At 74.7% G+C, this 25469-nt stretch carries 15 protein-coding genes and 1 pseudogene; 9 read left to right on the forward strand and 7 right to left on the reverse strand.

The genetic code is table 11. The features are described from left to right. The 3 genes from FVA95_RS11065 to FVA95_RS11075 form a co-directional block, all read left to right on the forward strand. The coding region (locus tag FVA95_RS11065) for an integrase core domain-containing protein (protein WP_149663805.1) at nt 1-170 on the forward strand (170 nt) is incomplete at its 5' end. 73 nt (nt 171-243) lie between these two features. Next, nucleotides 244-3468, forward strand: coding sequence for an arabinosyltransferase domain-containing protein (locus FVA95_RS11070; RefSeq protein ID WP_149664133.1), 3225 nt, complete (start codon nt 244-246; stop codon nt 3466-3468). 55 nt (nt 3469-3523) lie between these two features. Then, complete coding sequence (locus tag FVA95_RS11075) at nt 3524-5422, forward strand: glycosyltransferase (protein ID WP_149664134.1); 1899 nt, start codon at nt 3524-3526, stop codon at nt 5420-5422. A gap of 113 nt (nt 5423-5535) precedes the next feature. On the opposite strand, the gene FVA95_RS11080 is transcribed toward FVA95_RS11075, so the two are convergent. From FVA95_RS11080 to FVA95_RS11095, 4 genes are all read right to left on the reverse strand, one after another. Continuing rightward, complete coding sequence (locus tag FVA95_RS11080) at nt 5536-8463, reverse strand: arabinosyltransferase domain-containing protein (RefSeq protein ID WP_149664135.1); 2928 nt, start codon at nt 8461-8463, stop codon at nt 5536-5538. Continuing rightward, complete coding sequence (locus FVA95_RS11085; protein WP_149664136.1) at nt 8460-10463, reverse strand: glycosyltransferase; 2004 nt, start codon at nt 10461-10463, stop codon at nt 8460-8462. The genes FVA95_RS11080 and FVA95_RS11085 overlap by 4 nt, the downstream gene beginning before the upstream one ends. Before the next feature lie 245 nt (nt 10464-10708). Further along, nucleotides 10709-11584, reverse strand: a complete 876-nt coding sequence (locus FVA95_RS11090) for an iron-containing alcohol dehydrogenase family protein (protein ID WP_149664137.1) — start codon at nt 11582-11584, stop codon at nt 10709-10711. Next, nucleotides 11569-12681, reverse strand: a complete 1113-nt coding sequence (locus FVA95_RS11095) for a mandelate racemase/muconate lactonizing enzyme family protein (protein WP_149664138.1) — start codon at nt 12679-12681, stop codon at nt 11569-11571. Before FVA95_RS11095 ends, FVA95_RS11090 begins: the two co-directional genes overlap by 16 nt. A gap of 169 nt (nt 12682-12850) precedes the next feature. Here FVA95_RS11095 and FVA95_RS11100 point away from each other — a divergent pair, with 169 nt between their 5' ends. After that, nucleotides 12851-13633 carry an IclR family transcriptional regulator gene (locus tag FVA95_RS11100; protein ID WP_240051413.1) on the forward strand — a complete coding sequence of 261 codons (783 nt, stop codon included), beginning with the start codon at nt 12851-12853 and terminating at the stop codon, nt 13631-13633. Nucleotides 13634-13721: 88 nt separating this feature from the next. Here FVA95_RS11100 and FVA95_RS11105 read toward each other — a convergent pair whose 3' ends face one another. Then, complete coding sequence (locus FVA95_RS11105) at nt 13722-14408, reverse strand: hypothetical protein (protein ID WP_149664140.1); 687 nt, start codon at nt 14406-14408, stop codon at nt 13722-13724. Nucleotides 14409-14489: 81 nt separating this feature from the next. Then, the gene (gene glf / locus FVA95_RS11110; RefSeq protein ID WP_149664141.1) at nt 14490-15716 is read right to left on the reverse strand and encodes a UDP-galactopyranose mutase; all 1227 of its coding nucleotides are present in this window, start codon (nt 15714-15716) and stop codon (nt 14490-14492) included. A gap of 139 nt (nt 15717-15855) precedes the next feature. Here glf and FVA95_RS33910 point away from each other — a divergent pair. The 5 genes and pseudogenes from FVA95_RS33910 (at nt 15856) to FVA95_RS11140 (ending at nt 24558) form a co-directional block, all read left to right on the forward strand. Further along, nucleotides 15856-17910 (forward strand): annotated as a pseudogene (locus FVA95_RS33910) (DUF6541 family protein). A gap of 134 nt (nt 17911-18044) precedes the next feature. Next, the gene (locus FVA95_RS11125) at nt 18045-20261 is read left to right on the forward strand and encodes a DUF6541 family protein (protein WP_149664144.1); all 2217 of its coding nucleotides are present in this window, start codon (nt 18045-18047) and stop codon (nt 20259-20261) included. 27 nt (nt 20262-20288) lie between these two features. Continuing rightward, nucleotides 20289-21035 carry a class I SAM-dependent methyltransferase gene (locus FVA95_RS11130; protein ID WP_149664145.1) on the forward strand — a complete coding sequence of 249 codons (747 nt, stop codon included), beginning with the start codon at nt 20289-20291 and terminating at the stop codon, nt 21033-21035. A 2-nt stretch (nt 21036-21037) separates the two neighbouring features. After that, nucleotides 21038-22879: an arabinofuranosyltransferase gene (locus FVA95_RS11135; protein ID WP_161992271.1), complete on the forward strand. Its 1842-nt coding sequence runs from the start codon at nt 21038-21040 to the stop codon at nt 22877-22879. Between the two features lie 116 nt (nt 22880-22995). After that, on the forward strand, nt 22996-24558 hold the full coding sequence (locus FVA95_RS11140) for a hypothetical protein (protein ID WP_149664147.1): 1563 nt from the start codon (nt 22996-22998) through the stop codon (nt 24556-24558). Here FVA95_RS11140 and FVA95_RS11145 read toward each other — a convergent pair. Further along, nucleotides 24551-25435 carry a glycosyltransferase family 2 protein gene (locus FVA95_RS11145; RefSeq protein WP_149664148.1) on the reverse strand — a complete coding sequence of 295 codons (885 nt, stop codon included), beginning with the start codon at nt 25433-25435 and terminating at the stop codon, nt 24551-24553. The two genes, FVA95_RS11140 and FVA95_RS11145, sit on opposite strands and share 8 nt — an antisense overlap. Between the last annotated feature and the right edge of the window lie 34 nt (nt 25436-25469).

Genomic DNA, 25469 nt, shown 5'->3' on the forward strand with positions numbered 1-25469 from the left:
GGACCCTGGCCGACGGCTGGGCCTACGCCCGACTCTATGAGTCGACCCGCCAACGCAACGACGCCCTACCCGGCTGGATGCACTTCTACAATCACCACCGCGCTCACTCCGCCATCGGCGGCCAGCCACCAGTCACCAGGCTGACCAACCTCCCTGGACATCACAACTAGGCCGACCGGTCCAACGGTTACGGGTCACGGGGGTGTCACGGATGATCACGGGGTGGCGTCTAGCCTCGTCCGGGTGCTGACCGCCGCAACGGAGGCCGATCCCCGCCCGGGATCGGGCTCCACCGACCGCCGGTCGCGTCCGACCGACCGCCTCCTCGCCGCCGCACTGGGCCTGCTGTCGGCGGTGCTGGCGCTGGCGATCCCGTTCCTGCCGGTCGTGCAGAACACGGCGACCGTCACCTGGCCGAACGCCACGACCGGCACCGCACCGCTGAACGCCCCACTGGTCGCGTACCGGCCGGAGAGCCTGACCGCGACGATCGGCTGCGACGCGATCCGCAGCCTCGACGACCGGTCCCCCGGCCGCGCGACCGTGCTGTCCACGACGCCCACCGGCGCCCCGGACGGCGACACGGTCGGGCTGAGCGTCGCCGTGGCCGACGGGGTGGTCACCCTCGACAACCGCGGCCAGCGCATCGCCACCGCGCCGCTCCCCCCGCCGGGCGAGCCCTGCGCCCTCACGTTCACCTCGGACTTCGACGCGACGACGGCGACGCTGGGCGGCGCCACGCTGTACGAGTTCGCCGGTGACGGCCGCCCGCAGCTCACCGGGATCCACTCCGACCTCGACGCGGCCCGTGATCCGATGGGCGGCACGAGCGTCCGGTTCGACACCGACAACCGCTACGACTCCGACGCCTCGACGCTCAAGCTCGTCGCGGGGGGCGTCGCGATCGTCGCGCTGTTCGGCGCGCTGTTCTTCCTGCGCCGGATCGACGACGCCGACGCCCGCCGCGTCGTGCACGGCCGCCGGCTGGCCCGGCGGCTGCGCGGGCAGGACGACCTGCGGGACGCCGTCGTCGTCGGCGTCCTGGTCGTGTGGGCCCTCATCGGGTCGATGACCAGCGACGACGGGTACATCCTCGACATCTCCCGGGGCAACGACACCGCCGGCTACATCGGCAACTACCACCGCTGGTTCGACGTCCCCGAGGCGCCGTTCGGCTGGTTCTACCAGCTGTACTCGCTGTGGAGCGGGGTCTCGGAGTCGGTGCTGTGGCTGCGGGTCCCGGCGCTGGCGATGGGCGTCGCGTCCTGGTTCCTGATCAGCCGGGCGCTGCTGCCCCGCCTCGGCGCCCAGGTCCGGCGCAGCCGTTCCGCGGGCTGGGCCGCGGCCGGGGTGTTCCTCTGCTTCTGGCTGCCGTTCAACAACGGGCTGCGCCCGGAGACGGTCGTCGTGATCGCGGCGCTGGTGTCGTTCGTGATGCTGGAGCGCGCGTTGGCCACCCGGCGGCTGCTGCCGGTCGCGGGGGCACTCGTCGCGGGGGCGTTCGCCGTCGCGGCGACCCCGACCGGTCTCATCGCGCTGGCCCCGTTCCTGGCCGCGGCCCGCCCCCTGCTGCGACTGTTCACCGAACGGATCCGCACCACCGGCTGGGCGGCGACCTTCGGACCGCTGCTCGCGGCCGGGCTGATCGTGCTCACCGCCGTGTTCGGCGACCAGACCCTCGCCACCGTCACCGAGGCCACCCGGGTCCGCCAGGACATCGGCCCGAACCTGCCCTGGTACCAGGAGCTCGCCCGCTACGACCTGCTGTTCAGCGACAGCCGCGACGGCTCGCTGCAGCGCCGCTTCCCGGTCCTGCTGCTGTGGCTGTGCATGACCGTCTCGACGGTCGTGCTGCTGCGCCGGGGCCGCATCCCGGGCGCCGCACTCGGATTCTCGCGGCGGCTGCTCGCGAGCACCGCGCTGTCGTTCGCCGTGCTGGCCCTCACCCCGACGAAGTGGACCCACCACTTCGGCGCGTTCGCCGCCCTCGCCTCGGGTGTCGCGGCGCTGGCCGCGCTCGCGACGAGCACCGGGGTCCTGCGTTCGCGGCGCAACCAGGCGCTGTTCCTGGCCGCGGTGCTCGCGGTGACGGCACTGGCGTTCCGCGGTCCGAACACCTGGTGGTACGTCTCGAACTGGGGCGTGCCGTGGTTCGACAAGCCGGTGTCGGTGAGCGGGATCCAGGCGACGACGGTGCTGCTGGTCCTGGCGTTCCTGTCGCTCGTCGTCGCCGGGGTGGAGCACCTGCGCTCGGCCTCCGGGGTGCCGCGCCCGGTGCGACGGACCCTCGGCCGCCGGCGCGGCCGCATCGGCACCGTCCAGGCCGTCCGCCTCGGGTCGGCGCCGATCGCGGTGATCTGCGCGCTCATGGTCCTGTTCCAGGTCGCGTCGATGGCCAAGGGCATGGAGAAGCAGGCCGGTTCGTACTCCCTGGGTGCCGACGTGCTGACCGACCCCACCGGGTCCCGCTGCGGGCTCGCCGGGCGCATCCAGGTGGAGACCGACCCGGCCGCGAACGTGCTGCCGACCGCGCCGGAACCGGCGGGCGTCGCGGACCCGGGCCCGCTGGCCGAGGGCTTCACGCCCGAGGGCCTGCCCCCGACCGGACCGGGATCACTGCGCGACAACACCGGCGACGGCGACGACCGACCCGGCGTCACCGGCACCGGCCCGCTGGGCGGACCGGTCATGGGCAGCTGGTCGCCGGACCCGGAGAACGTCGGCGACTACCGCTCGGCGTGGCACACGCTGCCCGCCGCGGCCCGCGACGGCTCCGCACCGCTGGTCCTCGGCGTCGCCGGGACGATCGGCGGCGGCAACACCGTGACCCTGCAGTTCGCCCGGGACGGCGCCGTCGTCGACGAGATCGAGCCCGGCGGGGCGGTCAGCAGCACCTCGGACTACTCCGGCGGCGCCTCGGGCGGCCAGGCGTGGCGGGACCTGCGCGTCGACCTCGCGGGCCGGCCGGCCGCCGACGCCGACCGGGTGCGGGTCATCGTGTCCGACCGCGGCATCGGCACCGGGGCGTGGGTCGCCGTCGCGCAGCCCCGGGTGCCGCGGCTGACCCCGCTGACGACGATCGCCGCCCGCGGCACCGCGTACCTGGACTGGGCGACGTCGTTCGTGCATCCCTGTGTGACGCGCTTCGGCGTGCACCGGGGCATCGCCGACGTGCCGGTGTTCCGGATGCTCGCCGACCCGCAGCAGCGCACCGTCGCCGACGAGTGGGGCCGCAGCCGGTTCGGCGGCCCGCAGGGCTGGCTGGTCCGGACCGCCGCCCAGCGCTACGTCCCGACCTACCTGCCCGGCGCCTGGGACTTCGACTGGGGCCAGATCCGGCTCGTCGAGCCCTACGACCCGCGGGCGGTCCCCGCCCCGGTGCAGGACGGCGAGCGGACCCTGTGGGGCTGGAAGCAGGTCGGGCAGGCCGGGGAACCCTCGCCGGACCCGACGCCGCTGCCGGACTGAGGCCCCGGCAGACTTCGTCCTGTCCGATCCGAGATGTGAGGCGAGAGCGAGAGCCATGCTGGACACCGCCCGGCCCCTCCGTGGGGGCGAGCCCGCCCCGGCCGACGACACCGCCGGTGGGGCCCGCCCCGGACGGCTGGTCGTGCAGCGTGGCCCCTTCACCGGGCCGACGCACCTGGTGCCCGAGGACCTCTACGCCGAGGTCCTGCGCGGCGCCGCCCGCCGCGAGCGGGGCCTGATCGAGCTGGTCCCGGCCACTCACGTCACCACCAACACCTACTGGGGGCGGCTGCACGCCACCTACTGGCAGCGCTGGACCGCGGTACCCGAGGTGCGGGTGTCCCTGCGCGCCGCGGGTCGCGGTCGGGTGTGGCTGATGGCCTCGGACACGAACAAGGTCGCCCGTGCCGTCGCCACCACCGGGGTCGACGGCGGTGGAGTCGTCGAGCTGACCGGGGCGATCGACCGCTTCGTCGACGGCGGCGGGCTCTGGCTGGAGTTCGCGACCGACACCGGCACGCTGACCGTGTCCGACGTCGAGTGGACGGTCGCGGTGCCCCGCCCGCCGCGGCCCACCTCGATCACGATCTGCACCCACAACCGCGTCGAGGACTGCCTGAACACGCTGCAGGCGCTGCTCGACGACCCGGCCGCGCTGGCCCGCGTGGCGACCGTCCGGGTGGTCGACCAGGGCAGTGACCCGCTGGAGTCGCGCGACCGGTTCGCGCCGCTGGCCGCCGCGTTCGGCGAGCGGCTCGCCTACCAGCGCCAGCCCAACCTGGGCGGCGCGGGCGGCTTCACCCGCGGACTCTACGAGGCGACCGCCGGCGACCCGGCCGACGACCACGACGTCCTGCTCATGGACGACGACGTGCTGCTCGACCCGGAGATCGTCGTCCGGCTGACCGGGTTCGCCGCCTGCACCACCGCGCCGACGATCGTCGGCGGGCAGATGCTGAACCTGCTCCACCCGGGGCACGTCCACATCACCGCCGAGTACGCCGTGCCCGAGAAGCTGCGTGTGGGCAAGCCCGTCCCCGGCGCCCTGGAGGAGGGCTTCCTCCTCGGCCGCGACGAGCGGCTGCTGCCGATCGTGCAGGAGCAGCGGGTCGACACCGAGTACAACGGCTGGTGGTCCTGCCTGATCCCCGCGCCGGTCGTGCGGGCCATCGGCTACCCGCTGCCGCTGTTCTTCCAGTGGGACGACGTCGAGTTCGGCTATCGCGCCCGCGAGCGCGGCTTCGCCACGGTGTCGCTGCCCGGTGCCGCCGTGTGGCACGCCGACTTCGGCTGGAAGGACTGGGACGAGTGGCACCGCTACTTCAACCAGCGCAACGGCCTGATCACCGCCGCCCTGCGCACCGGCTTCGACCGGCGCACGGTGACCACGACGATCGTCGAGCTGCTGGCCCAGTACCTGGTCGCGATGCAGTACGGGCTGGCGGCGACGCTGCTGACCGCCGTCGACGACTTCCTGCGCGGCCCCTCGGTGCTCGACGACGGCTCCGCCGCCGCGGCGGCGGAGATCCGCCGGATCCGGGCCGCCTACCCCGAGACGACGGCGGTGCCGCTGGCCCAGGCCGGGCTCGACGTGCGCGAGTCCGTCGTGCACCTGGCCGGGCACAAGCCGTCGAAGGTCGTGCGGACCTGGGTGAAGCGCGCCGTGCTGCAGGCCACCGGGCGGGTACCGTTCCGCTCCGGGATGGTCCCGGCCGGTGAGGCGCACTGGTGGCACGTGTCGCTGTTCGAGCGCGCGATCGTCACCGACATGGCCGAGACCGGTGTCCGGATCCGGACCCGCGACCGGGAGCGGCTGCGCGAACTCACCACGCGCGGGGTGCAGACGGTGCGCCGGCTCTGGAACGAGGGCCCGCAGGCCGCCAGGGAGTGGAAGGCCGCCGAGCCAAGGCTCACCTCGCGGGAGACCTGGACCCGGCTCTACGACGCGGGCTGAGCCGGCCCGGCTCCGCGGCGTCCACACCCCTCCCCGGGCGTCCACACCGGTCGTGACCGGTGTGGACACCGGCGAACGGGTGTGGACACCGACGCCGGACGGGCGTGCGCCGCTCAGCCCAGGAAGTCCCGGCCGGTGTAGTCGCGGGTGGCCAGGGTCGGCAGCCGCTCCCAGCCCCACCGTCGCTGGGAGCCGACGGTGAGGTCGTAGCCGTCGGTGGGGTGCTCGTAGCGCACCCGCTCGACGTGCGCCGGCGCGAACATCGCCCGCCCGGCCGGCGGGTCGAGCCGCGAGGGCAGCTCGTCGAAGGTCGCGGTGCGGTCGATGCCCGCGAGCGTCCCGCCGTTCGCCGGGAAGAACGCGGTGGACTCGGTCGCGCCCTCCAGCCTGTCGCCGGTGCGCAGCCGCCACTGCGGCGCCTGCGCGATGCCGTGGCGTACCGCGATCTGGTCCTGGCAGGGCCACAGCACCGCCGAGGCCTGGTCGGCGAACACCGGGGCGTCACCGAGCACCGTGCGGGCGGGCAGCTCGCGGGCGGGCAGCGGGGCGCCGACGGCGAGCCAGGAGTCGGGGCCGTCCGTCCGGTCGTCGACGACGAGCCGGACCCGGTCGGCCGGGCCGGGAAGGGCGACCGCCACGTCCCGCCAGTCGCCGAGCTTCTCCCCGGGCAGGTCCACCGTCACCGCGCCCGCCCCGGTGTCGATCCGGACGCTCTGGCCGCTCCGCAGGTCCCCGGTCAGTGGCAGGAGCAGCCGCGTGGTCCCGGCCGGGACGGCGAACCAGCCGGCGTCGAGGGCGCCGGTGCCGGCGTCATCGGTGTGCCAGACGGGACCGGGGATCGACGAGCGGTCGGGCGGCGGGCCCTCCCGCATCACCCCGGTGAGGCGGGGCGGCGCGCTCGGGGGCGGGGACGTCGCGTCGTCGGGGACGGTGACGGTCAGCGCGTCGGCCAGCCCGCAGCCGTCGCCGGTCAGCATGGCGAGGTTCATCGAGGCCACCGACGCGCCGGGGGCCTGCTGCACCGGAGCCACGCTGAACACGGCGAGCATCAGCGCGACGCCACCCGCCGTGGCGACGCGCAGCACCGCCCGGTCCGGCCGGGGAGCCCGCCCCCGCCGCCGGGCCCACCACAGCGCGGCGGCGGCCACGAGCAGCCACAGCAGCGGGCTGCGCAGGTACAGCGGCCCGAGGTGCGGGGCGAGGACCTGCTGGTGGATCGGCGCGTCGAGGACCGAGTGGTTGCCGAAGGGCTGGCCCCAGTCGGAGAACGGGCGCCACAGGTTCGGCCCGGCGTAGACCACCGCGGCGACGACGCCGAGCACGACCGTCCCCACCCCGACGAGCCGGACCGGGGCGTGGCGCGGCAGCGGGCCGCGGGCGAGCGCGATGCCGAGCAGCAGCGTCGCGGGTGCGGCGACGGCACCGAAGTGGTTCACCCACTTGGTCGGGCTGACCGCGACGGCGACGAGGCCGAGCGCGGTCGCCGCGAGCGCGAAGCCGAGTGCCCGGCCGAGCGGGCCGCCGGTGCCGCGCCGCGCCGCGAGCCGCACCGCGCCCAGCGCGAGGACGGCGACGGTCAGCAGGACCGGCAGGCGTCGCCCCCAGGTGCCCTGGTCGTCGGGGCCGAGCAGGTTCGCGTAGTGGACGAACTCGGAGTACCACTGGTACTGGAAGTAGTACCAGCGGTGCACGGCGACGGACTCGCGCACGTCGGCGAGGGTCTGGTCGGCCAGCCCGAGCGGTACGACCGCACTCGCGGCGGCGAACGCGACGGCCGCCGTCGCGAGCCGGGTCGCCCACCGCGCGTGCACGAGGTGCCACCACACCAGCGGCAGCGCGAGCAGCAACGGCATCGCGGCGACCAGCGCGGTCGGCGCGGTCGTCATCCCCACCACCGCGACGACGACGGCCGGCGCCAGCAGCCCGACCGCCCCGGTGCGGCAGGCGGCGGCGACGAGCAGCAGCACCCCGGCGGCGGCCGCGGTCCCGGCGGGCTCGGGGCGCAGGGAGATGCCGTAGGGCAGGAACCAGGCCAGGTGCGCGACGGCGAGCACGGCGACCACCCCGGGCCGGACGCCGACCCGTCCCGCGAGCGCGGCGAGGGTGTACCGCAGCAGCACCCAGGTCAGCAGGCCCAGCACGACCGGCACCACGCGCAGCGGCCCGAGGCCCCAGCCGACCAGCGACCCCCACCACTGCAGCAGGTACTGACTGGTCGCGAACGGTGCCTCGGTGACGTCGAACTGGTAGATCGCGTTGCCGATCGTCCCGGTCTGCGCACCCTGGCGGGCCATCAGCGCGTACCAGGAGTCGTCGATGTTGAGCGGCCCGAGCACCGCCCAGGCGCAGCTCACGACGAGCACGACGAGGTCGGCGGCCCCCGGGCGGACCGGCGCGTCGAACACCCGGCGGGTGCCGGTCCAGGTCCGCACGACGACGGCGAGGGTGGCGGCCAGGGCGAGCAGGTGCGCGACCAGCAGCGCCACCTTCAGCGGCGACGGCGACGACGCGTAGCGCGCATCGGTGTGCAGGGTGACCGCGAGCCCGGCCGCGGCGGGCCCGGCGACGTCGGTGGCGAGCTCGGCGACCTGCGGCGGGGCGATGTCGAGGCGCTCGGCGGGGATCGCCCCGCCGCGGGTGAGGACGGTGCCGCCGTCGGCGGCGGTCACCTCGAACACACAGCCCGACGCGGCGGGTGCGGTGGCGAGCACCCGGTCGCCGGTGCGCAGCGTGAGCGTCCCCCCGGACACGCTCGCGACGAAGCCCGGCGCGGTCACCGGGTTCTCCTGCGCGGCGGGCATCGTCCGCAGCACGTCGCCCTCGCCGAGAGCGGCCGCCGCGGCGCACGGGACGGTCGCGGAGAACTCCAGCGGCCGGTAAGGCGCGAGCGGCAGCACCGTGCTCGTCGGTGCCTGGCCGGCCCGGGGCCAGGTGACGACCGGGTCCTCGGCGTCGACCGGGGCGAGCGCGGCGGCGAGGCCGAGCAGGCAGGTGACGACGCCGAGCAGGAGCAGCAGCGGCCCCCGGCGGGCGGGGCTCACTCGAAGATCTGCTTCCAACCGTCCTTGCCGGTCAGCACGGGCGCCGCCGCCCGGTAACGGGCGCGCAGGCCGTCCCAGTCCGCGGCGACGGCGCGGTGCAGCCGGAACGACTCCGCGACCATCTCCTTGAACATCGCCGGGTCACGACGGCGGAAGGTGACCCCGCGGCCGTCCGGTGTGGACACCGTCGCGGAGTCCAGGCCGGCCAGCACGAACCACTGGGCGTTGCGCCACGGCACGTTGCGCTGCGGGCGCTCGCGCAGCGCCGGGTCCGGGGTGCGCAGGTTGCGCAGCACCCCGCGGGCGAGACCGACCGCGGCCTTCGCCCGGCCCACCGGGGGCTTCGGGAACAGCTGCGCGCCGAGCGCGTCGAGCTCGGCCGGCGGCACCTCGGTGGCGGACTCGAGCGGGCGTCCGTCGTCGTACTGCGCCCGCAGGGCCCGGATCTCGTCGAGCACCACGGGCAGCTTCGGGAACAGCGCCTCGGGGCCCGCGAGGAAGTCGGTGAAACCCTTGATCTGCAGCGCGACCGCCGAGTACTCCATGAGCATCAGGTGGCGCAGGGTGCGCTTGAAGGTCTCCTTCAGCATCGCGCGCGGGTCGTCGGGGCCGTGCAGGGCCGCGGCGACGAGCCGGTTGCGGTAGTGGAAGTAGGCCTGCCAGTCCGAGGAGTCGTCCTTCTCGATGAAGGACATGTGCCAGATCGCGACGCCCGGGACGGTCGCGGTGCGGAAGCCGGCGGCGCGGGCGCGCAGGCCGTACTCGGCGTCGTCCCACTTGATGAACAGCGGCAGCGGCAGGCCCAGCTGCTCCGCGGCACGGCGCGGGATCAGGCACATCCACCAGGCGTTGTAGTCGACGTCGACGCGGCGGTGCAGCCAGCGGGTCTGTCGCAGGGTGCGGGCGGCGAGGTCGTGGTGGGCCTCGGTGTCCGGCGCGGGCCGCCACAGGAACTGGTTGCGGTCGACGACCTCACCCATCGTGGACAGCTGCGAGCGCGCCTGCAGCGACAGCATCTGCCCGCCGACGAGCATCGGCTCGCGGGCGAACCGGCTGAACGCGATCGCGCGCAGCACCGACTCGGGCTCCAGCAGGATGTCGTCGTCCATGTACAGGATCTGCTCGCAGTCGATCCCGCCCGCGTGCGGGCCGGTGCCGTGCAGGACCTCGTACATGATCCGGGCGTAGCCGCCGGAGCCGCCCAGGTTGGGCTGGTCGATGATCCGCAGCCGGTCCCCGAGCGCGGCCGCGGCCTGCTCGTAGCCGGCCTCGTCGCGGACCTTGCGGGTGCCCTGGTCGGGCAGGATCACCGCGGTGATCGCGTCCCGCACCTGGGGGTCGGAGCCGAGCGCGGTGAGGGTGGCGACGCAGTCGGCGGGCCGGTTGAACGTCGGCATCCCGACGACGACGGCCGCGCGCCCCGGCGCGTCGTGCGGGGCGTGCCAGCCGCCGCCGTGCAGGGTGAGGTCGGCGTCGTCGGTGGACAGGTCGAACCAGTACCAGCCGCCGTCCTCGAAGGGGCGCAGGTCCAGCTCGAGGGTGACCCGGCGACGGCCCTCGACGACCTCACCCGCGACGACGATCTGCGACCCGTCGGCCTTGGTCCGGTACACGTCGACGCGGCCGGAGCCCTCCAGGTCCAGCCGCAGCTCGATGCTGGTGAGCGTCGACCAGGCCCGCCAGTAGCCCGCGGCGAAGGCGTTGAAGTAGGCGCCGAAGGAGACCTCGGTGGCCGCGGGGACGGTGGCGCCGGTGCGGTCGAGGATGCGGGTGCGGCGGCCACCGATGGTCGACACGGTCAGCGAGAGCGGACGCGCCCGCTCGTCGGCGAGCGGCTCGACCGGGGAGAGCGTGGTGCCGGGGCGCTCGTCGAGGTAGAGCGCGCGGACGGCGGTGGGGTCGGCGGGCCGGGGCAGGACCACCCGCTGCAGCAGCGTCTCGCCGCTGGTCGTGGCCGGGGTGGTCGGGGACACCTGACCTCGCTGGTCCGTCGTGGTCATCGCAGGAGCTGCCTCTGTCGTCGCGGGGGGCGCTGGGGTCCCGGGCGGCGGCGCTGCCGGTCCGCCCGGGTCCGGGTGGAGTCGTGCGCGAGCGTAGCCGCGCACGAGCCGGGAGCCGGGAGGCGGGCGGGCGCGGCGGGCGAGCGGTGTGGATCGTCCGGGTCACCGACCGTGCCAGACCAGCGCGATGGACGAGCCGGCCCTGCGCGCGGAGGCCACGGCCGTGCTGCGCCGTCGGCACTGGGTCACCAGGCCGCGTCGAGGATCTCCCGCACGTCGTCCTCGGTCGGTGTCCGCGGCGCGTTGGCCGTCACCGGGTCCACGACGGCGGCGGCCGCCAGCACCGGCAGCAGCTCCCGGTCCACGCCGAGCTCGCGCAGCGGGCGCCGGACACCGATGTCCTCGACGAGAGCGGCGATCCCGGCCACGGCGTCGCCGGTCCCCAGCGCCGCTCCGGCCCGGGAGTACGCCTGCGCCGCGGCGTCGGCGCTCCAGCGCATGACCTGCTCGTTCACCGACGCGAGCGCGACCCCGTGCGGGGTGCCCGTGTGCGCGGTGACCGCGTGCGCGATGCCGTGGACCAGGCCGAGCCCGGAGACGGTCAGCGCCTGGCCCGCCAGATGCGCGCCGAGCAGCAGCTGTGCGCGGGCCTCGAGGTCGGTGCCGTCGTCGACGGCGACGGGCAGCCACCGGCCCACCAGCGCGACGGCCTGCGCCGCGGCGGCGTCGGAGACCGGGTTGGCGCCGCGGGAGGCGAGCGACTCGACGCCGTGGACGAGCGCGTCGAAGCCGGTCGCGGCCGTCGCCGCGGGTGGCAGGCCGACGGTCAGCTCCGGGTCGAGGACGGCGACGCGCGGCCGGACCGAGGCGTGGCCCAGGTAGACCTTCCGCTTGGCGCAGGTGTCCTCGACGACGCCGAACCCGTTGGTCTCCGCGCCCGTCCCGGCCGTGGTGGGGACCGCGACCAGCGGCAGCCCGGGGGTCGGGGAGGGCCACAGGTCGTCGGTGGCGCGGGCGCCGTGCTGGGTGGCGAGCAGCGCGGGGACCCGGGCGACCGCGCCGGGACCGAACTCCAGGGCGCAGGTCGCCTCGACCGTGAACCCGTTCACCGGACCCGCCACCGTGCGATCGCCTCCTCGTCGAGGGTGAACCCGAGGCCGGGGGTGCTCGGGACCGCCAGCATGCCGTCGTCGCCGACGGTCAGGGGCTGCGCCAGCGGGAAGTCGCGACGCGCCGGTGTCCAGTCCGGCGGGTCGTAGGGGAACTCGAAGTACGGTCCGCCGCCGACGCCGGCGCTGACGTGCAGGTTCGCGAGCACGCCGATGCCGTTGGTCCAGCTGTGCGGGGTGAACGCGCGGTGGCGCAGCAACGCGAGCTCGGCCAGCGTGCGGACCCGGCTCATCCCGGCCGCCAGGACGACGTCGGGCTGGTACACGTCGAGCGCGTCGCCGTCGAGCAGGCGCAGCAGCTCGCCGAACGAGCGCTGCATCTCCCCCGCCGCGATCCGCAGACCCGGGTTGTCGGCGCGCAGGGTGCGCATGCCGTCGACGTCGGCGTAGGGCAGGGGCTCCTCGACCCAGAACACGTCCAGCTCGGCGAGCCGCCGGACGAGGCGCCGGGTCGCGGCGAGGTCGGTGGCGGGGGCGACGTCGCCGGCCATCCGCCACGCCTGGTTGAGGTCCACCATGATCGCGACGTCCGCGCCGAGCGCCTCCCGCACCGCGGCGACGGCGGCGACGCCCTCGTCGGCGCGGTCCCGGTCGACCCGGATCTTGACCGCGCGGAAGCCCTCCTCGGCGACCCGCTGCGCCACCTCGGCGCGCTCGGCGGGCGGGCGCAGCACGCAGAACGACGCGTAGGCGGGCACGGCCTCGTAGGTACCGCCGAACAGGGTCGCGACGGGCAGGCCCGCGACCTTGCCCGCGAGGTCCCACAGCGCCGCCTCCAGCGGCCAGTAGTGACCGCCGTGCAGCGCGCAGGTCTCGATCGCGCGGACGTGCCGGGCGATCGCGAGCGGGTCGGTGCCGACGAAGAGGTGCCGGTAGGCGTCGAAGCCGTCCATCGTGTCGCCGGAACCGATGCCGACGACGCCGTCGTCGGCATGGACGCGGACGATCGTCGCGTCGAACACGGGGCGGGGATCGGGGTCCCAGGCGGCACGCAGCGGCGGGTCCAGCGGGAGCCGCACCCGGTCCAGCGTGATGTCGGTGATCTTCATCAGGTCCGGGATCGTGTCGGGAGCTGGTTCCGGCTCGGGGCGCGATCGGGGGCGGTGCGCCCCGAGCCGGTTGAGCGCAGAATCTCCGACGTCCGCGCGGCCGCGCCAGGTCCGGCCGGGAATCGAGATCATTGTTGCGCTCAGGGCAACCGGGACTAGCGTGGCCGGGGTGCACAACGGCTACGGGCTCGGCCGCGACGTCGCACTGCTGGAGGCGCTGGCGTCGGACGAGGCGGTGCGCACCGACGGGCTGGGCGTCACCGCCGTCGCCCGGCTGACCGGGCGGGAGAAGAGCCAGGTCTCGCGCGCGCTGCGGGCCCTCGCCGACGCGGGGCTGGTCGAGCGGGACGAGGACACGCTCGTCTACCGGCTGGGGTGGCGGCTGTTCTCCCTGGCCGCGCGGGGGACGGACAGTCGCCTGACGGCCGTCGCCGAACCGGTGCTGCACCGGCTGGCGGCCGCGACCGAGGAGACCGTGCACCTGTGCGTGCTGCGCGACGACGCGCTGCTGACGGCGCGGACGGTGTCCGGGCACTCGTTCCGCACGACCGGCTGGGAGGGCAGGCGAGCCCCGCTGCCGTGCACCTCGGCGGGCCGGGTGCTGCTCTCCGACGCCACCCCCGACGAGCTGTTCGTACGCTTCGGCGCCGTCGAGGACCTGGTACCGGACTACCCGCGTTCGCGGGTGCGGACGGTCCCGCAGCTGTGGCGCGCGATCCGGGAGGCCGCCGAGCACGGCTGGGCCGAGTCGCACGAGGAGTTCGAGCCGGGCGTGGCCGGGGTGTCGGCACCGGTGCGCGACTTCCGCGGCCGGGTGGTCGCCGCACTCAACGTGTCCGGGCCGGTCACGCGCCTGGACGGCCGGTTCGACGAGGTGGGCCGGGCGACCGCGGCCGCCGCCGCGGCGGTGTCGGCGGAGCTGGGGTGGGCACCGGAGCGTTCCTCGCCATGATCACCGGTTGTGGAGCGGGCGACCCACCTCGCGTACGCTCCGCTCCACAACCGGTGATCATGGTTCGAGTCCGCCGTGGTGTGGCGGGCTACTGCTTGGTCCAGGTGCAGCCACCGGAGAACTTGGCGAACTCGCCCTTCTTGACCGTGACCGACGACGGGCCCTGGGCGATGTCGTTCGCGATGATCGAGCCCAGCTCGCCCGAGTCGTTCCTGCTCCGCGCGACGTAGCACATGTCCAGGGCACCACTACCGTTCGGACCAGGGGTCTTGTAGCGGCCGGGAGCGAGGTCGACCCCCACCTCGTAGGTGCCGTCGGAGACGGTCGTCGCGGGCCCGGTCTCGACCGGCGCGGCCGGGATTGCGGGTGCCGCAGGAACCGGCGGTGCCGTGGTCCGGCTGTCGAGCTCGGACTGCAGCGTCTGGTTGGACCGCTGGGCGTCGGCGAGCTGCTGTTCCAGGGTGGCGATCCGGCCCTGGTCGGCGCTACTGCTCGCCGGGGCCGCCGCAGCGGTCTCTTGCCGAGTACCGCTCCCCCCAATCGCCATGCCGATGGCGAGCACCAGCACCGTCGCGACGAGGACCCCGGACCAGCGGGCGAGACGGCGACCGGTACCGCGCGAGACCTCCGGGGCCGGAGGCCCCTCCTGCGCGCCGGGCGTCGGCGCGCCGCGCTGCGCGGGGATCTGACTGGGGATCCGTGCGGTGACAGGTTGCTGCTCGTCCCACCACGGCTGCTGGGTGGCCCCGTGCCGGGGGCCGTTCTGAGAAGTCACGTACGGCTGGTCGCCGTAGACGTGTGAGCCGTTGCACTCCGCCGACAGGTCTCATCAGAAATGCCGACAGGTGGCGTGAAGCTAGTCCTCGGCGTCGGTCCCCGCCAGCGGGCGCCCCTCGGTGAAGTGCGGGACGAGCCGGTTCTCGTACATCGTCAGCGCCGACCCGATGGCCATGTGCATGTCGAGGTACTTGTAGGTCCCGAGGCGCCCGCCGAAGAGCACGTTCCGGTTCGCGGTCTCCTTGCGCGCCAGCTCGCGGTAGCGCTCCAGCTTCGCCCGGTCGTCGGGGGTGTTGATCGGGTAGTACGGCTCGTCCCCGGACTCGGCGAAGCGCGAGTACTCGCGCACGATCACCGTCTTGTCCTTCGGATAGTCCCGCTCCGGGTGCATGTGCCGGAACTCGAGGATGCGGGTGAAGGGGACCTCGGCGTCGTTGTAGTTGATCACCGAGGTTCCCTGGAAGTCGCCGGTCGGCTCGACCGACATCTCGAAGTCCAGGGTGCGCCAGCCGAGCTCGCCCTCGGCGTGGTCGAAGTAGCGGTCCAGCGGGCCGGTGTAGACGACCGGGACGTCGGCGGGCAGCTGCTCGCGCACCGCGAAGAAGTCGGTGTCGAGCACGACGTCGATGTTGTCGTGCGCCGCCATCCGCTCCAGCCACGCGGTGTAGCCGTCGGTCGGCAGTCCCTCGTGGGTGTCGTTGAAGTAGCGGTTGTCGTAGGTGTAGCGGACCGGGAGCCGGGTGATGATCGAGGCGTCCAGCTCGGTGGGGTCGGTCTGCCACTGCTTGGCGGTGTAGCCCTTGACGAAGGCCTCGTAGAGCGGGCGGCCGACCAGCGAGATCGCCTTCTCCTCCAGGTTCGTCGCCTGCCCGGTCTCGACCTCCGAGGACTGCTCGGCGATCAGCGCGCGCGCCTGGTCCGGGGTGTGCGCCTTCCCGAAGAACTGGTTGATCAGCGCGAGGTTCATCGGGAACGCGTAGACCTGCTCGCCCACCCGGGCGAACACGCGGTGCTGGTAGTTCGTGAAGCTCGTGAACCGGTTGACGTAGGCCCACACGCGCTCGTTCGAGGTGTGGAACAGGTGCGCGCCGTACCGGTGGATCTCGATGCCGGTCTCCGGCTCCGCCTCGGAGTAGGCGTTGCCACCGATGTGGTTCCGGCGCTCCAGGACCAGGACGCGCTTGCCGAGGCCCTCGGCGACCCGCTCGGCCACCGTGAGTCCGAAGAAACCGGACCCGACGACGATCAGGTCGTAGCTGCTCAGGTCGTAACCGTTCAGGTCGGCACTGTCGACGCTCACGGCCACCGAGGGTAGGGCAGGCGTGATCCGGGGCACCCGGCGGCTTCGGTACCCTCGCAGGCAGGTCGGAGAAGCGGACGTATCCGGCACCGTCGTGGCCCGAGGAGAAGATGGCGTGAGCTGGTCGTCCGCCGTCCCCCTCGTGGTGCTGGCCGCCGCCTGGGTCACGCTCCCGGGTCTGGTCGTCGGCCTCGCCGCCGGTCTGCGCGGGATCGCCGCCTGGGGCGCGGCCCCGATGCTGTCGGTCGGCGTGATCGCCGGTTCCGCGGTCGGCGCGAGCATGCTGGGTGTGCCCTGGAGCGGGGCCGCCCCGGCCACCGCGGCGGCGGCGTTCGCGCTGCTCGTGGTCGGTGTGCGACGGCTGGTGCTCGGCCTCCCGCTGCTGCCGCGACCCACCGTGGTGCGGGCCGCTGCGGGGGAGTCGGTCCGGACGCTGCTCCGCGGTGGACCCGACCGGCGCTGGACCGGGCTCGCGGCACTGACCGGGCTGGTGATCGCCGGCGCGCTGGGGTTCAGCGCGGCCGTCCGCGGGATGGCCCGGCCCGACGCGCTGTCGCAGACGTTCGACGCGAACTTCCACTACAACGCCGTCGCCCGGATCCTCGGGACGCACGACGCCTCGTCGCTCACCGTCGGCGGCCTGGTCAACTCCCCCGGCTTCTACCCCGCCGCCTGGCACGACGTCGTCTCGCTGGTGGCGCCGCTGGCCCCCGGCCCCGGCGAGATCGTCGTCGCGTCGAACGTGGTCGCGCTGGTCACCACGCTGCTGGTCTGGCCGCTGTCGGTGCTGTTCCTGGTGCGGACGCTCGTCGGGCGTTCGGCCGGTGCGGCGCTCGCCGCCCCGGTGCTGGCACTCGGCTTCGTCGCGTTCCCGTGGACGCTGGTCACCTACGGCGCGCTGTGGCCGAACCTGCTGGGCGTCTCGCTGGTCCCGGCCGCGCTGGCGGCGACGGCGCTCGCCGCGCGTCCGGGGCTCGGGCCGGACCCGGTGTCCCCCGCCCGGCCGGGGCCGTTCCCCCCGGGGCGGGTGGCGCGCTGGTTCCCGGCGGTGGCCGCCGTCGTCGCGCTGGGGTTCGCGCACCCGAACGCGTTGTTCGGCGCGGTGGTCGTCGCGGTGCCGCCGATCCTGTGGGGGCTCGTGGGCGCGGTGCGCCGCGGGTTGCGCGGCGGCACGTAGCCCACCGTGCGCGCGGTCACGGCGGTGCCGGTCGTGCTCGCCGCGCTCGGCGGCGTCGGCTGGTTCATGTTCGCCTCCCCCGCCCTCGACGGGATCCGCGGCTACTACTGGGAGCCGGAGTTCTCGGTCACCGACGCCGTGTGGAACGCGGTGCTGCACAGCCCCGAGGACAACGCCCCGGCCTGGTCGATCGCGGTGCTCACGGTGGCCGGCGCGGTGTGGGCGCTGCGCCGGGCCCGGACGTCCTGGCTGGTCCCGGCGCACCTGATGGTCTGCACGCTCTACGTCGTCGGCGCCACCACATGGTCCTCGGTGTGGACCGGGGTCTGGTACAACGACTCGCCCCGGATCGCCGCGCTCGTCCCGGTCACCGCGGCCCCGCTCGCCGCGCTCGGTCTGGTCGCGCTGTGCTCGCTGGCCCGCAGCCTCGCCTGCCTGGTCCGCGACCGCCTCACCCGGGCCGCACCCGCCGTCGCCGGGCTGCCCCGGCCGCGGGCGGCGGTGCTCGTCGCGATCGGGGTGGTCGCGGTCGTCATCACCTCGGGTGGGCTCTACCAGCGCTCGCACGTCGACTCGCTCGCCGCGATCTACCAGACGCCGGAGGAGGTGCTGGTCGGCCCGGAGCAGGCGCGGTTCCTGCGCGAGGCGGGTGAGCTGCTGCCCTCGGACGCGGTGGTGGCGCAGAACCCGTGGGCCGGTACCGCGATGCTGTGGCCGCTCACCGACCGGCAGGTGCTGTTCCCGCACCTGACCGGGGTGTGGTCGCCGGACCAGCAGATCATCGCCGAGCGGCTGCGCGACGCGTCGAACGACCCCGCGGTGTGCGCGGCCGTCGCCGAGACCGGGACCGGGTACGTGATCACGGCGCCGCCGACGTTCTGGCAGCCGGACCCGCTGGCGCTGCAGTGGCCGGGCCTCGACGACCTCGCCGACGCCGACGGGTTCGAGCTGCTCGCCCGCGACGGCGACAACGCGCTGTGGCGCATCACCGCCTGCGACGCCGGCCGGGTCGTCGGTTCCTGATCACCCGGTCGGGCACGGGACCGGCGGGGCCGCACGGCCGCCGGTAGTCTCCGAGACCGGCCAGCGCCGGGGATCGGGTCCGGTGGGTCGTCGACGGCTCCGGGACCGGCGCCGGGAGAGGAGCCGCGACCTCGATGGCCGGACCCACCTGGCTGTCCGCGCTGCCCACCGCACTCGTCGCGGTGTTCTGGGTGGTCGGGCCCGGTCTGCTCGTGCTGCGGGCGTGCGGGGTCCGGGGCGTCACGGCGTGGGGTCTCGCACCGGTCGTGTCGACCGCGGTGATCTCGTCCACGGCCGTGCTGGGCACCCTCGCCGGGGTGCGCTGGGGGCCATGGGTGCCGCTGGGCGTCGCGGTCGTGCTCGCGCTGCTCGGTGGGCTGTTCCGGGTCTTCGTCGCCCGGCGCCCGCCCGGCAGCGCGCTGCACCGGGGCTGGCGGACGGCACTGCGGTCGTGGGCCCCGGTCCGGCGGCTCCGGGCTGCGCTGGACCGCGTCCGCACCCCGAGGGGCCGGTTCGCCAAGCGCCCCGAGCCGATGACGGCCGCGATGCCCCAGGTGTGGCGGACCTCGGCCCAGCGGGCGGGTGCCGACGGCCGCCGGGCGGGGATCGCCGCCGCGGCGGGCGTCGTCGTCGCGGCCGGGCTGGCGTGGTGGACGGTGGTGCTCGGCTTCGGCCCGGTGGACGGCCTGTCCTCGACCTACGACGGCGTCTTCCACTACAACGCCGTCGCCCACATCCTGCAGTCCGGCGACGCGTCGTCGCTGACGCTGGGGTCGCTGACGAACCCGTCGTCGGCGGTGGCGCTGTACCCGGCGGGCTGGCACGACCTGGTGTCGCTGGTCGCGATGCTGTCCGGCAGCGGGGTCCCGGTCGCGACCAACCTGACGGCCTGGGTCGTGGCGGGGGTGGTGTTCCCGCTGTCCGTGGCGGCGCTGACCCGTCAGGTCATGGGCCCCTCGTCCGGTGCCGCGCTGGCCGCGCCGGTGCTCGCGACCGGGTTCACCGCGCTGCCGTGGGCGCTCATGTCGTTCGGGGTGCTGTGGCCGAACCTGCTCGGGGTGGCGCTGCTGCCCGGGTACCTGACGCTGCTGCTGGCCGTCGTCGGGGTGGCCGAGCGCAGCGTGATCGGCGCAGGCGGGGCGGCGTTCACCCTGGTCCTGACACTCCCCGCGCTCGGTCTCGCCCACCCGAACGCCTTGTTCAGCCTCGCGGTGCTCGGCCTGTTCCCGGTGCTGTGGGGCATCGGAGTGCTCGCCCGGCGACGGCTGCTCACCCGCCGGTTCTGGCAGCCGGTGCTGGCCGCGCTCGGCGTCGCCGGGATCGTCGCCGCCGTCCTGTGGTTCATGACGGCCTCGCCGCTGACCGCCGGGGTCCGCAGCTTCGACTGGCCCGCGTTCACCGACGTGCCGACGGCGATCGGGCAGGTGCTGTTCAACTCCCCCAACGGTCGTCCCGAGCTCGTCGTGCTGTCGGTGCTGGTCGTCGTCGGCGCGGTGGCCGCGCTGCGGCGCGTCGCGACCTCGTGGCTGGTACCCGCGCACCTCGCCTCCGGCGCGCTCTACGTGCTGGCCGCGGCCGACGACGGGAAGACCTCCGCCGCCCTCACCGGTGCCTGGTACAACGACTCCTACCGGCTGGCGGCGATGGTGCCCGTCACCGGGGCCGTGCTGGCCGTGGTCGGGCTGTGCGCCCTCGCGTCGGTCCTGCGCCACGTGCTGCTGCGGATCCCGAGAACCTCGGCCCTGGCGCGTCGCCGGGTGGTCGCGCCCGCGCTCGCGGCGGCGCTGCTCGCGGTCGTCGTCGCCACGACCGGCGGGATGTCGGTGGCGACGCACGCCGACGTCCTGGCCGGGCCGTACCAGCAGCCGTCCGACCCGCTCCTCGAACCGGGGCAGCGCGAGTTCCTCGACGAGGTCGGCAGGATCGTCGGCCCCGACGACGTCGTGGCCGCGGACCCGTTCACCGGCGACGCACTGCTGTTCCCGCTGACCGGCCGCCGGGTCCTGTTCCCGCACCTCATCGGCAACTGGACCCCGGAGCAGACGCTGCTGGCGACGCGGTTCCGCGACGTCGGGACCGACCCGGCCGTCTGCACGGCGGCCGCCGACCTGGGTGTCGACTGGCTGTTGACGGGGCCGATCACGTTCTGGCCGGGCCACGGCGGCGCCCGCTGGTACCCGGGTCTGCACGACATCGCACCGGTGCCCGGGTTCGAGCTCGTCGCGACCGGTGGGGGCCAGGAACTGTGGCGGCTGACGGCCTGCACACCGGGCGCGCCGGCCACCCCGCAGGCCCAGGCCTTCGCCCCGCCCGGTCCCGACGCCCCGTCCCCGTCCCCGTACGGTGGGTGACCCCCCGACGCCCTCGACGGAGCCCCCGTGACCGAACTCCCCGAGTACGAACGCTCCCTGCGGATGGTCGAGCGCCGCAGGCTCGCGACCGGCTTCGCGAAGCAGATCGCGATCACCACCGAACCCGCTCTCGACGTGCCTTTCCGTGACGCACGGGTGGTCGATCTCGGCTGCGGGTACGGCTACACCGCACTCGAGCTCGCGGGCCTGTGCCGGGAGGTCGTCGGCATCGAGCCGAACGGTGCGCTGGCCGCCGAGGGCGGCCGCGAGAACTTCACGTTCCGTGTCCAGGGCATCGGCGACTTCGGCCACGGCGACGACGCCGGGGCCTTCGACGTGGCCGTGCTCGACAACGTCCTGGAGCACCTCGACGACCAGCACGACGCGCTGGAGCGGATCGCGTCCTGCCTGCGACCCGGCGGCGTCGCCTACATCCTGGTGCCGAACCGATGGTGGCCGATCGAGGCGCACTACTCGCTGCCGTTCCTCGCGTGGCTGCCGCTGCCGCTGGCGACCCGCTACCTGCGCTGGTCGGGACGCGGCAGCGACTACACCGACGCCAGCTACGCCCCCAGCTACCTGCGGATGCGCCGGCTGCTCGCGCAGCGACCCGACCTCGACGCGCGGTTCACCGTGCCCGGCGACGTGAGCCTCGCCGAGTGCGGCGGATCCCGGCTGTACTCGCTCGGGGTGGCTGCGCTGCGCCGGTTCCCGCCGCTGTGGGCGATCTCGAAGGCGTTCCTCGTCGTCGCCGTGAAGAAGAAGCAGAACTGACCGTGGCGCGACGGCTCCTCGCCGCGGCCGACCTGGTCGTCGGCCCGGTCGTCGCCGTCGGGGTGGTGGCCGTCGGGCTGCTGGTCGCCGACCGGATCACCGTCCCGGCGGGGTCGAACGTGGGTCTGGCGCTCACCGCGACCGGCGGGGCGCTCGTCGCGGCGGTGCTCGCGGCCGCGGCGTGGGCCCGATCCCCGCTGGTCGCCGCGCCGCTGGCGTGGGTGGGGCTGGCGGCGCTGCCCACGGTGCCGCTGACACTGTTCCTGGCGAACACCCCGCACTACCTGTTCGGCGTCGGTGGCGACCAGCAGTTCCGGGTCGCGTTCCTGACCCGGTTCGCGGACTCGGCGCGGCTCGCGGACTTCGCCTACGCGGACATGCCGCCGTACTACCCGGCCGCGTGGTTCTGGCTCGGTGGGCGGGCGGCGGCGCTGCTGGGCGTCGACGCCTGGGCGTTCCACAAGCCGTACTCGATCGCGACGCTGGCGGTCACCGCCGTGCTGACCTACGCGTTGTGGGCGCTGGTGACGTCCCGGCCGCGGGCGGTCGGGGCCGCCGTCGCCACCACCCTGGCCGGGTTCGTGACACTGGCCGCGTACTCGCCGTACTCGTGGCTGACCGCGGCGCTCGTCCCGCCGCTGGCGGTGCTCGGGCTGCGGCTGGTGCGGCGGCGCGGGGCCTGGGTCCGCACCGCGCTCCTGGTCGGCCTCGTACTCGGCCTGGCCGCCGTCACCCACACCCAGATCCTGGCCTTCGCGGGATTCGTCCTGGCCGTGCTCGCGGTGGACGGCCTCGTCACCCGCACGACCGGCCCGGCCGGGCTCGGCACGACGGTGGCGGTGGTCCTCGTCGCGGCGCTGCCGCCGGCCATGGTGCACTGGCTGCCGTACGTGCTGGCCTCGGCCGGGCGGCCCACCCACAGCGCGGGCCAGCACTTCCTCGCCGAGGCGGGCGCCCGGTGGCCGCTGCCGATGCTGGAGGCGACCCCGGTCGGCGCGCTGTGCCTGCTCGGGACGGTGTGGATCGTGGTCCGCGCCCGCACCTCGACGGTGGCCAGGGCACTGGCGGTCACCGCGCTCTGCGGCTACGCCTGGTACCTGCTCTCGACGGTCGCGCTCGCCGCCGGGACGACACTGCTGGCCTTCCGGATCCAGCCGATCCTGACCGCGGCGCTGGCCTGCGGGGCGGTGTGGGCCGTCGCCGAGGTGGCCGAGCGGCTGCGCGGGGGCGGGGCGCGGGTGGGGGCCACGGCGACGGTCGTGACCGTGCTGGCCGCGGCGGTCGTCGTCGGGCAGGTGCAGTCGGTCCCGCAGGACTACGCATGGACCGGGACCGCACAGGACTACCGCCCCGACGGAACGCGGCCCGACGGCTCGCGGGACCCGGCCGACGCGAACGCCTGGCTCGGGGACCTGCGCACGACGATCGACGGTCTGACCGGTCGTCCGCCGCGGGAGGTCGTCGTCGCGAGCGCGAACGCGACCCTGCTCAGCTACACGCCGTACTTCGCGTTCCAGGCCTCGCAGCCGCAGTACGCGAACCCGCTCGCCGACTACCCGGCCCGCACCGACGAGCTCCGCCGGTGGGCGGCCGCGACCGACCCGGGGCGGCTGCTCGCCGCGCTGGACCGCAGCCCGGTGCGGGCGCCGTCGGTGTTCGTACTGGAACGGGCCGCCGACGGGACACTGCGGCTGCCGCTGTCGCAGGACCGGTTCCCCGACCCCCGCCAGGGTGCCGACCCCGCGGTGTTCGCACCGCAGCTGTTCGACGCCCCGGCCTGGCAGCGGCGCGACGTCGGCCCGTACGCGGTGCTGGTGCGGGCCGGCGTCCCCGCGGTGCCCTGAGGCCTCGGACCTCGGGCGACCATCGGCGGGTCGAGCGCGAGCCACGCCCCGCACTCGTCCAGGACTGTGACTGATTCGGTCCACAGGTCACCGCCGTTCGCGGAACACTGGCGGCCATGCTGCGTGCACGTCGACAGGCTGCGGACCGCGGCCAGGACACGGGCCGGCGTCCCCCGGACCGCAGGATCCTCCTGGTCGCCGCCCTCACGGCCCTGGCCGTCGGTGTGTGGGCGTGCTGGTCGGTGACCGTCGACGATGCCTACATCACCTACCGCTACAGCGAGAACCTCGCGCACGGATTCGGGCCGGTCTGGAACCCGGGGCGTATGCCGGTGGAGGGGTTCACCAACTTCGCGTGGATGGTGTGGCACACACCGTGGGTGTGGTTGGGTGTGCCCCTTCCGGTGGTCTCGAAGCTGACGGCTGCCGCCTGTGCCGCTGCCACCGTGTGGATCCTGGTCACCGAGCCTCGCACCCGAAGCGGCGCCGTGGTGGCCGCGGGGGGCTTCGTCCTGTTCCTCCCGACCTGGGTCCACGTCGATGCCGGCCTGGAGACAGCGCCCTTCGCTCTGGTCGTGCTGCGGGCCGTCGTCCTCGCTGCGCGGCTGCTGCACGACCGGGACGCCGTGGTCCGCCCCTGGGAGATCCCGGCGTTGCTGCTGCTGGCGGGGACCCTCCGCCCTGACGGGGTGCTCGGAGTCGCCCCCGCGCTGCTGGTGTGGCTGTGGCTGCGCAGATCCCGCAGGTCGACCTGGCTGTGGACCGCGGCCGGTGGCGCCATCGGCGTCGGCTACGTGGTCGCACGATGGGCGTACTACGGCCACCCACTGCCGAACACCTTCTACGTGAAGGTGGGTGTGGAGGCCACGACCGACGGTCGCTGGATCGAGCTGACGGCGGCGACGCTGTTGCCGCTGCTGGCGTTCGCCGTTGCGGCGTTGTTCCGGGTACGCACCGCGGCCTCGGCAGCGCTGGTGCTGGCGAGCTGCACGGCTCTGTGGATCATCCCGGCCCTCACCGCCCCGGCGATGGACTATCTGTCGCGGTTCGCGTGGCACGGCCTCCCGCTGTTGTGCCTGGCCGCGGCGTGGGCGCTCGACACGGTCGAGATGCGCCGGGTCGCGGCCACGGCGGCGATGATCGCGGTCGGCTGGACGACGGTCGCCGGCGTCCTCGCACCGGACGGGCCGAGCATGGTCAACTACGGTGACGACCTCCGGCGCGCGCACGTCGCCGTCGGCCTGGCGCTGGCCGACACCGACCTTGCGCCGGACCGGCGAACCGTCGCGGTGTCCGATGCGGGCGCCATCCCGTACTTCTCCGGATGGACCGCCACCGACTACATCGGCCTGAACGACGGTCGGATCGCGCACGGCGCGGACCCGACCGACGTCCTGCGGACCGACGACCCGTCCGTCGTCGTCGTCACCAGCTCCTCACCCAGGCCACCGACCGCGTCGTGGCGCACCGACCTCACTCCGGTGCTCGCCGGCCGCGAGCTCGTCGGCGTCGCGCAGATGCGCCCGGAGTACTTCCAGCTCGTGTTCGCCGAGCCGGACGTCGCCCCGCAGGTCCGGGCGGCGCTGGACCGGCGCCTCGCCGAGGGCCGCGCGGTCACCGACGCCCGCCTCGACCCCGGTTACTCCCGCTGGCTGGAGCGGGTCCTCCACATCAGCTGAGGCCGAGGGCGTGCCCGGCCAGGGCACGCAGCGCGGCGGCGTCGCGGCGCAGCACCGCCCCGGGCAGCTGGACGGCGGCGTTGAGCCGCGACGACACGTGCGCGCGGGCGGCACGGGCGGCACGGGGCAGCCCCCGGGCCTCCATCCGGTCCGCCTCCGCCGCGAAGTAGCGGCGCTCCTCGGCGAACCGGTTCCCGGCGACCGCACCCGATCCCGAGTCGCTGGAGCGGTGCCGCCGGTAGCGGAAGCAGACGTGGTCGTCGACGACCATCGTCCCGCCGTCGGCGATCACCGCGACCGGCAGCGCCAGGTCGAACACGTCCGCGGACTCCGGCAGCGCGACCTGCTCGACCGCGTCGGTCCGCCAGCACAGCGACGGGTTGTACAGCCAGTTCCCCCGCAGCAGGCTCACCAGCAGGTCCTCGCCGCCGACCGCCCGAGGGCCGGATCCGGACGGCGCGAGCAGCGCCTTGACCCGGTCGGCGAGCGGGCGGACCGGACGGTCGTCGGCGTCCATCACGGCCACGCCCGGCTGCACCACCGCGGCGTCCGGCCAACGCTCGTGCAGTGCCAGGACGGTGTCGAGGTAGTCGGGCTCCATCAGGTCGTCGGCGCCCATCATCACGAAGTACGGCAGCTCGACCGCCTCGATGCAGTACCGGTTGTTGGGCTGCGCGCCGAGCCGCGTCGCGTTGCGGCGGTACCGGATCCGGTCGTCGCCCAGGCCCGCGAACCAGGGGCCGATCGAGTCGTCGGGGTAGCCGTCGTCGACGACCGTGAGCCGCCAGTCGGTGCGGCGCTGGGCCTGCACGCTGCGGACCGCGCGGCGCAGGAGCTCCGGGTCGCCGTAGAAGGGGAGCATCACGTCGACGGGCACGCACCCGACGGTAGCGAGCCGCCCCCTGGCTAGG

This window comes from Pseudonocardia sp. EV170527-09, assembly GCF_008369905.1.
Taxonomy (GTDB): Bacteria; Actinomycetota; Actinomycetes; order Mycobacteriales; family Pseudonocardiaceae; genus Pseudonocardia.

Excerpts from the sequence above, each read along its gene's own strand:
- FVA95_RS11085 (WP_149664136.1), bottom strand. The coding sequence starts at position 10,463 with ATGACCACGACGGACCAGCGAGGTCAGGTGTCCCCGACCACCCCGGCC.
- FVA95_RS11095 (WP_149664138.1), bottom strand. The coding sequence starts at position 12,681 with ATGAAGATCACCGACATCACGCTGGACCGGGTGCGGCTCCCGCTGGAC.
- FVA95_RS11075 (WP_149664134.1), top strand. The coding sequence starts at position 3,524 with ATGCTGGACACCGCCCGGCCCCTCCGTGGGGGCGAGCCCGCCCCGGCC.
- FVA95_RS11125 (WP_149664144.1), top strand. The coding sequence starts at position 18,045 with ATGGCCGGACCCACCTGGCTGTCCGCGCTGCCCACCGCACTCGTCGCG.
- FVA95_RS11140 (WP_149664147.1), top strand. The coding sequence starts at position 22,996 with ATGCTGCGTGCACGTCGACAGGCTGCGGACCGCGGCCAGGACACGGGC.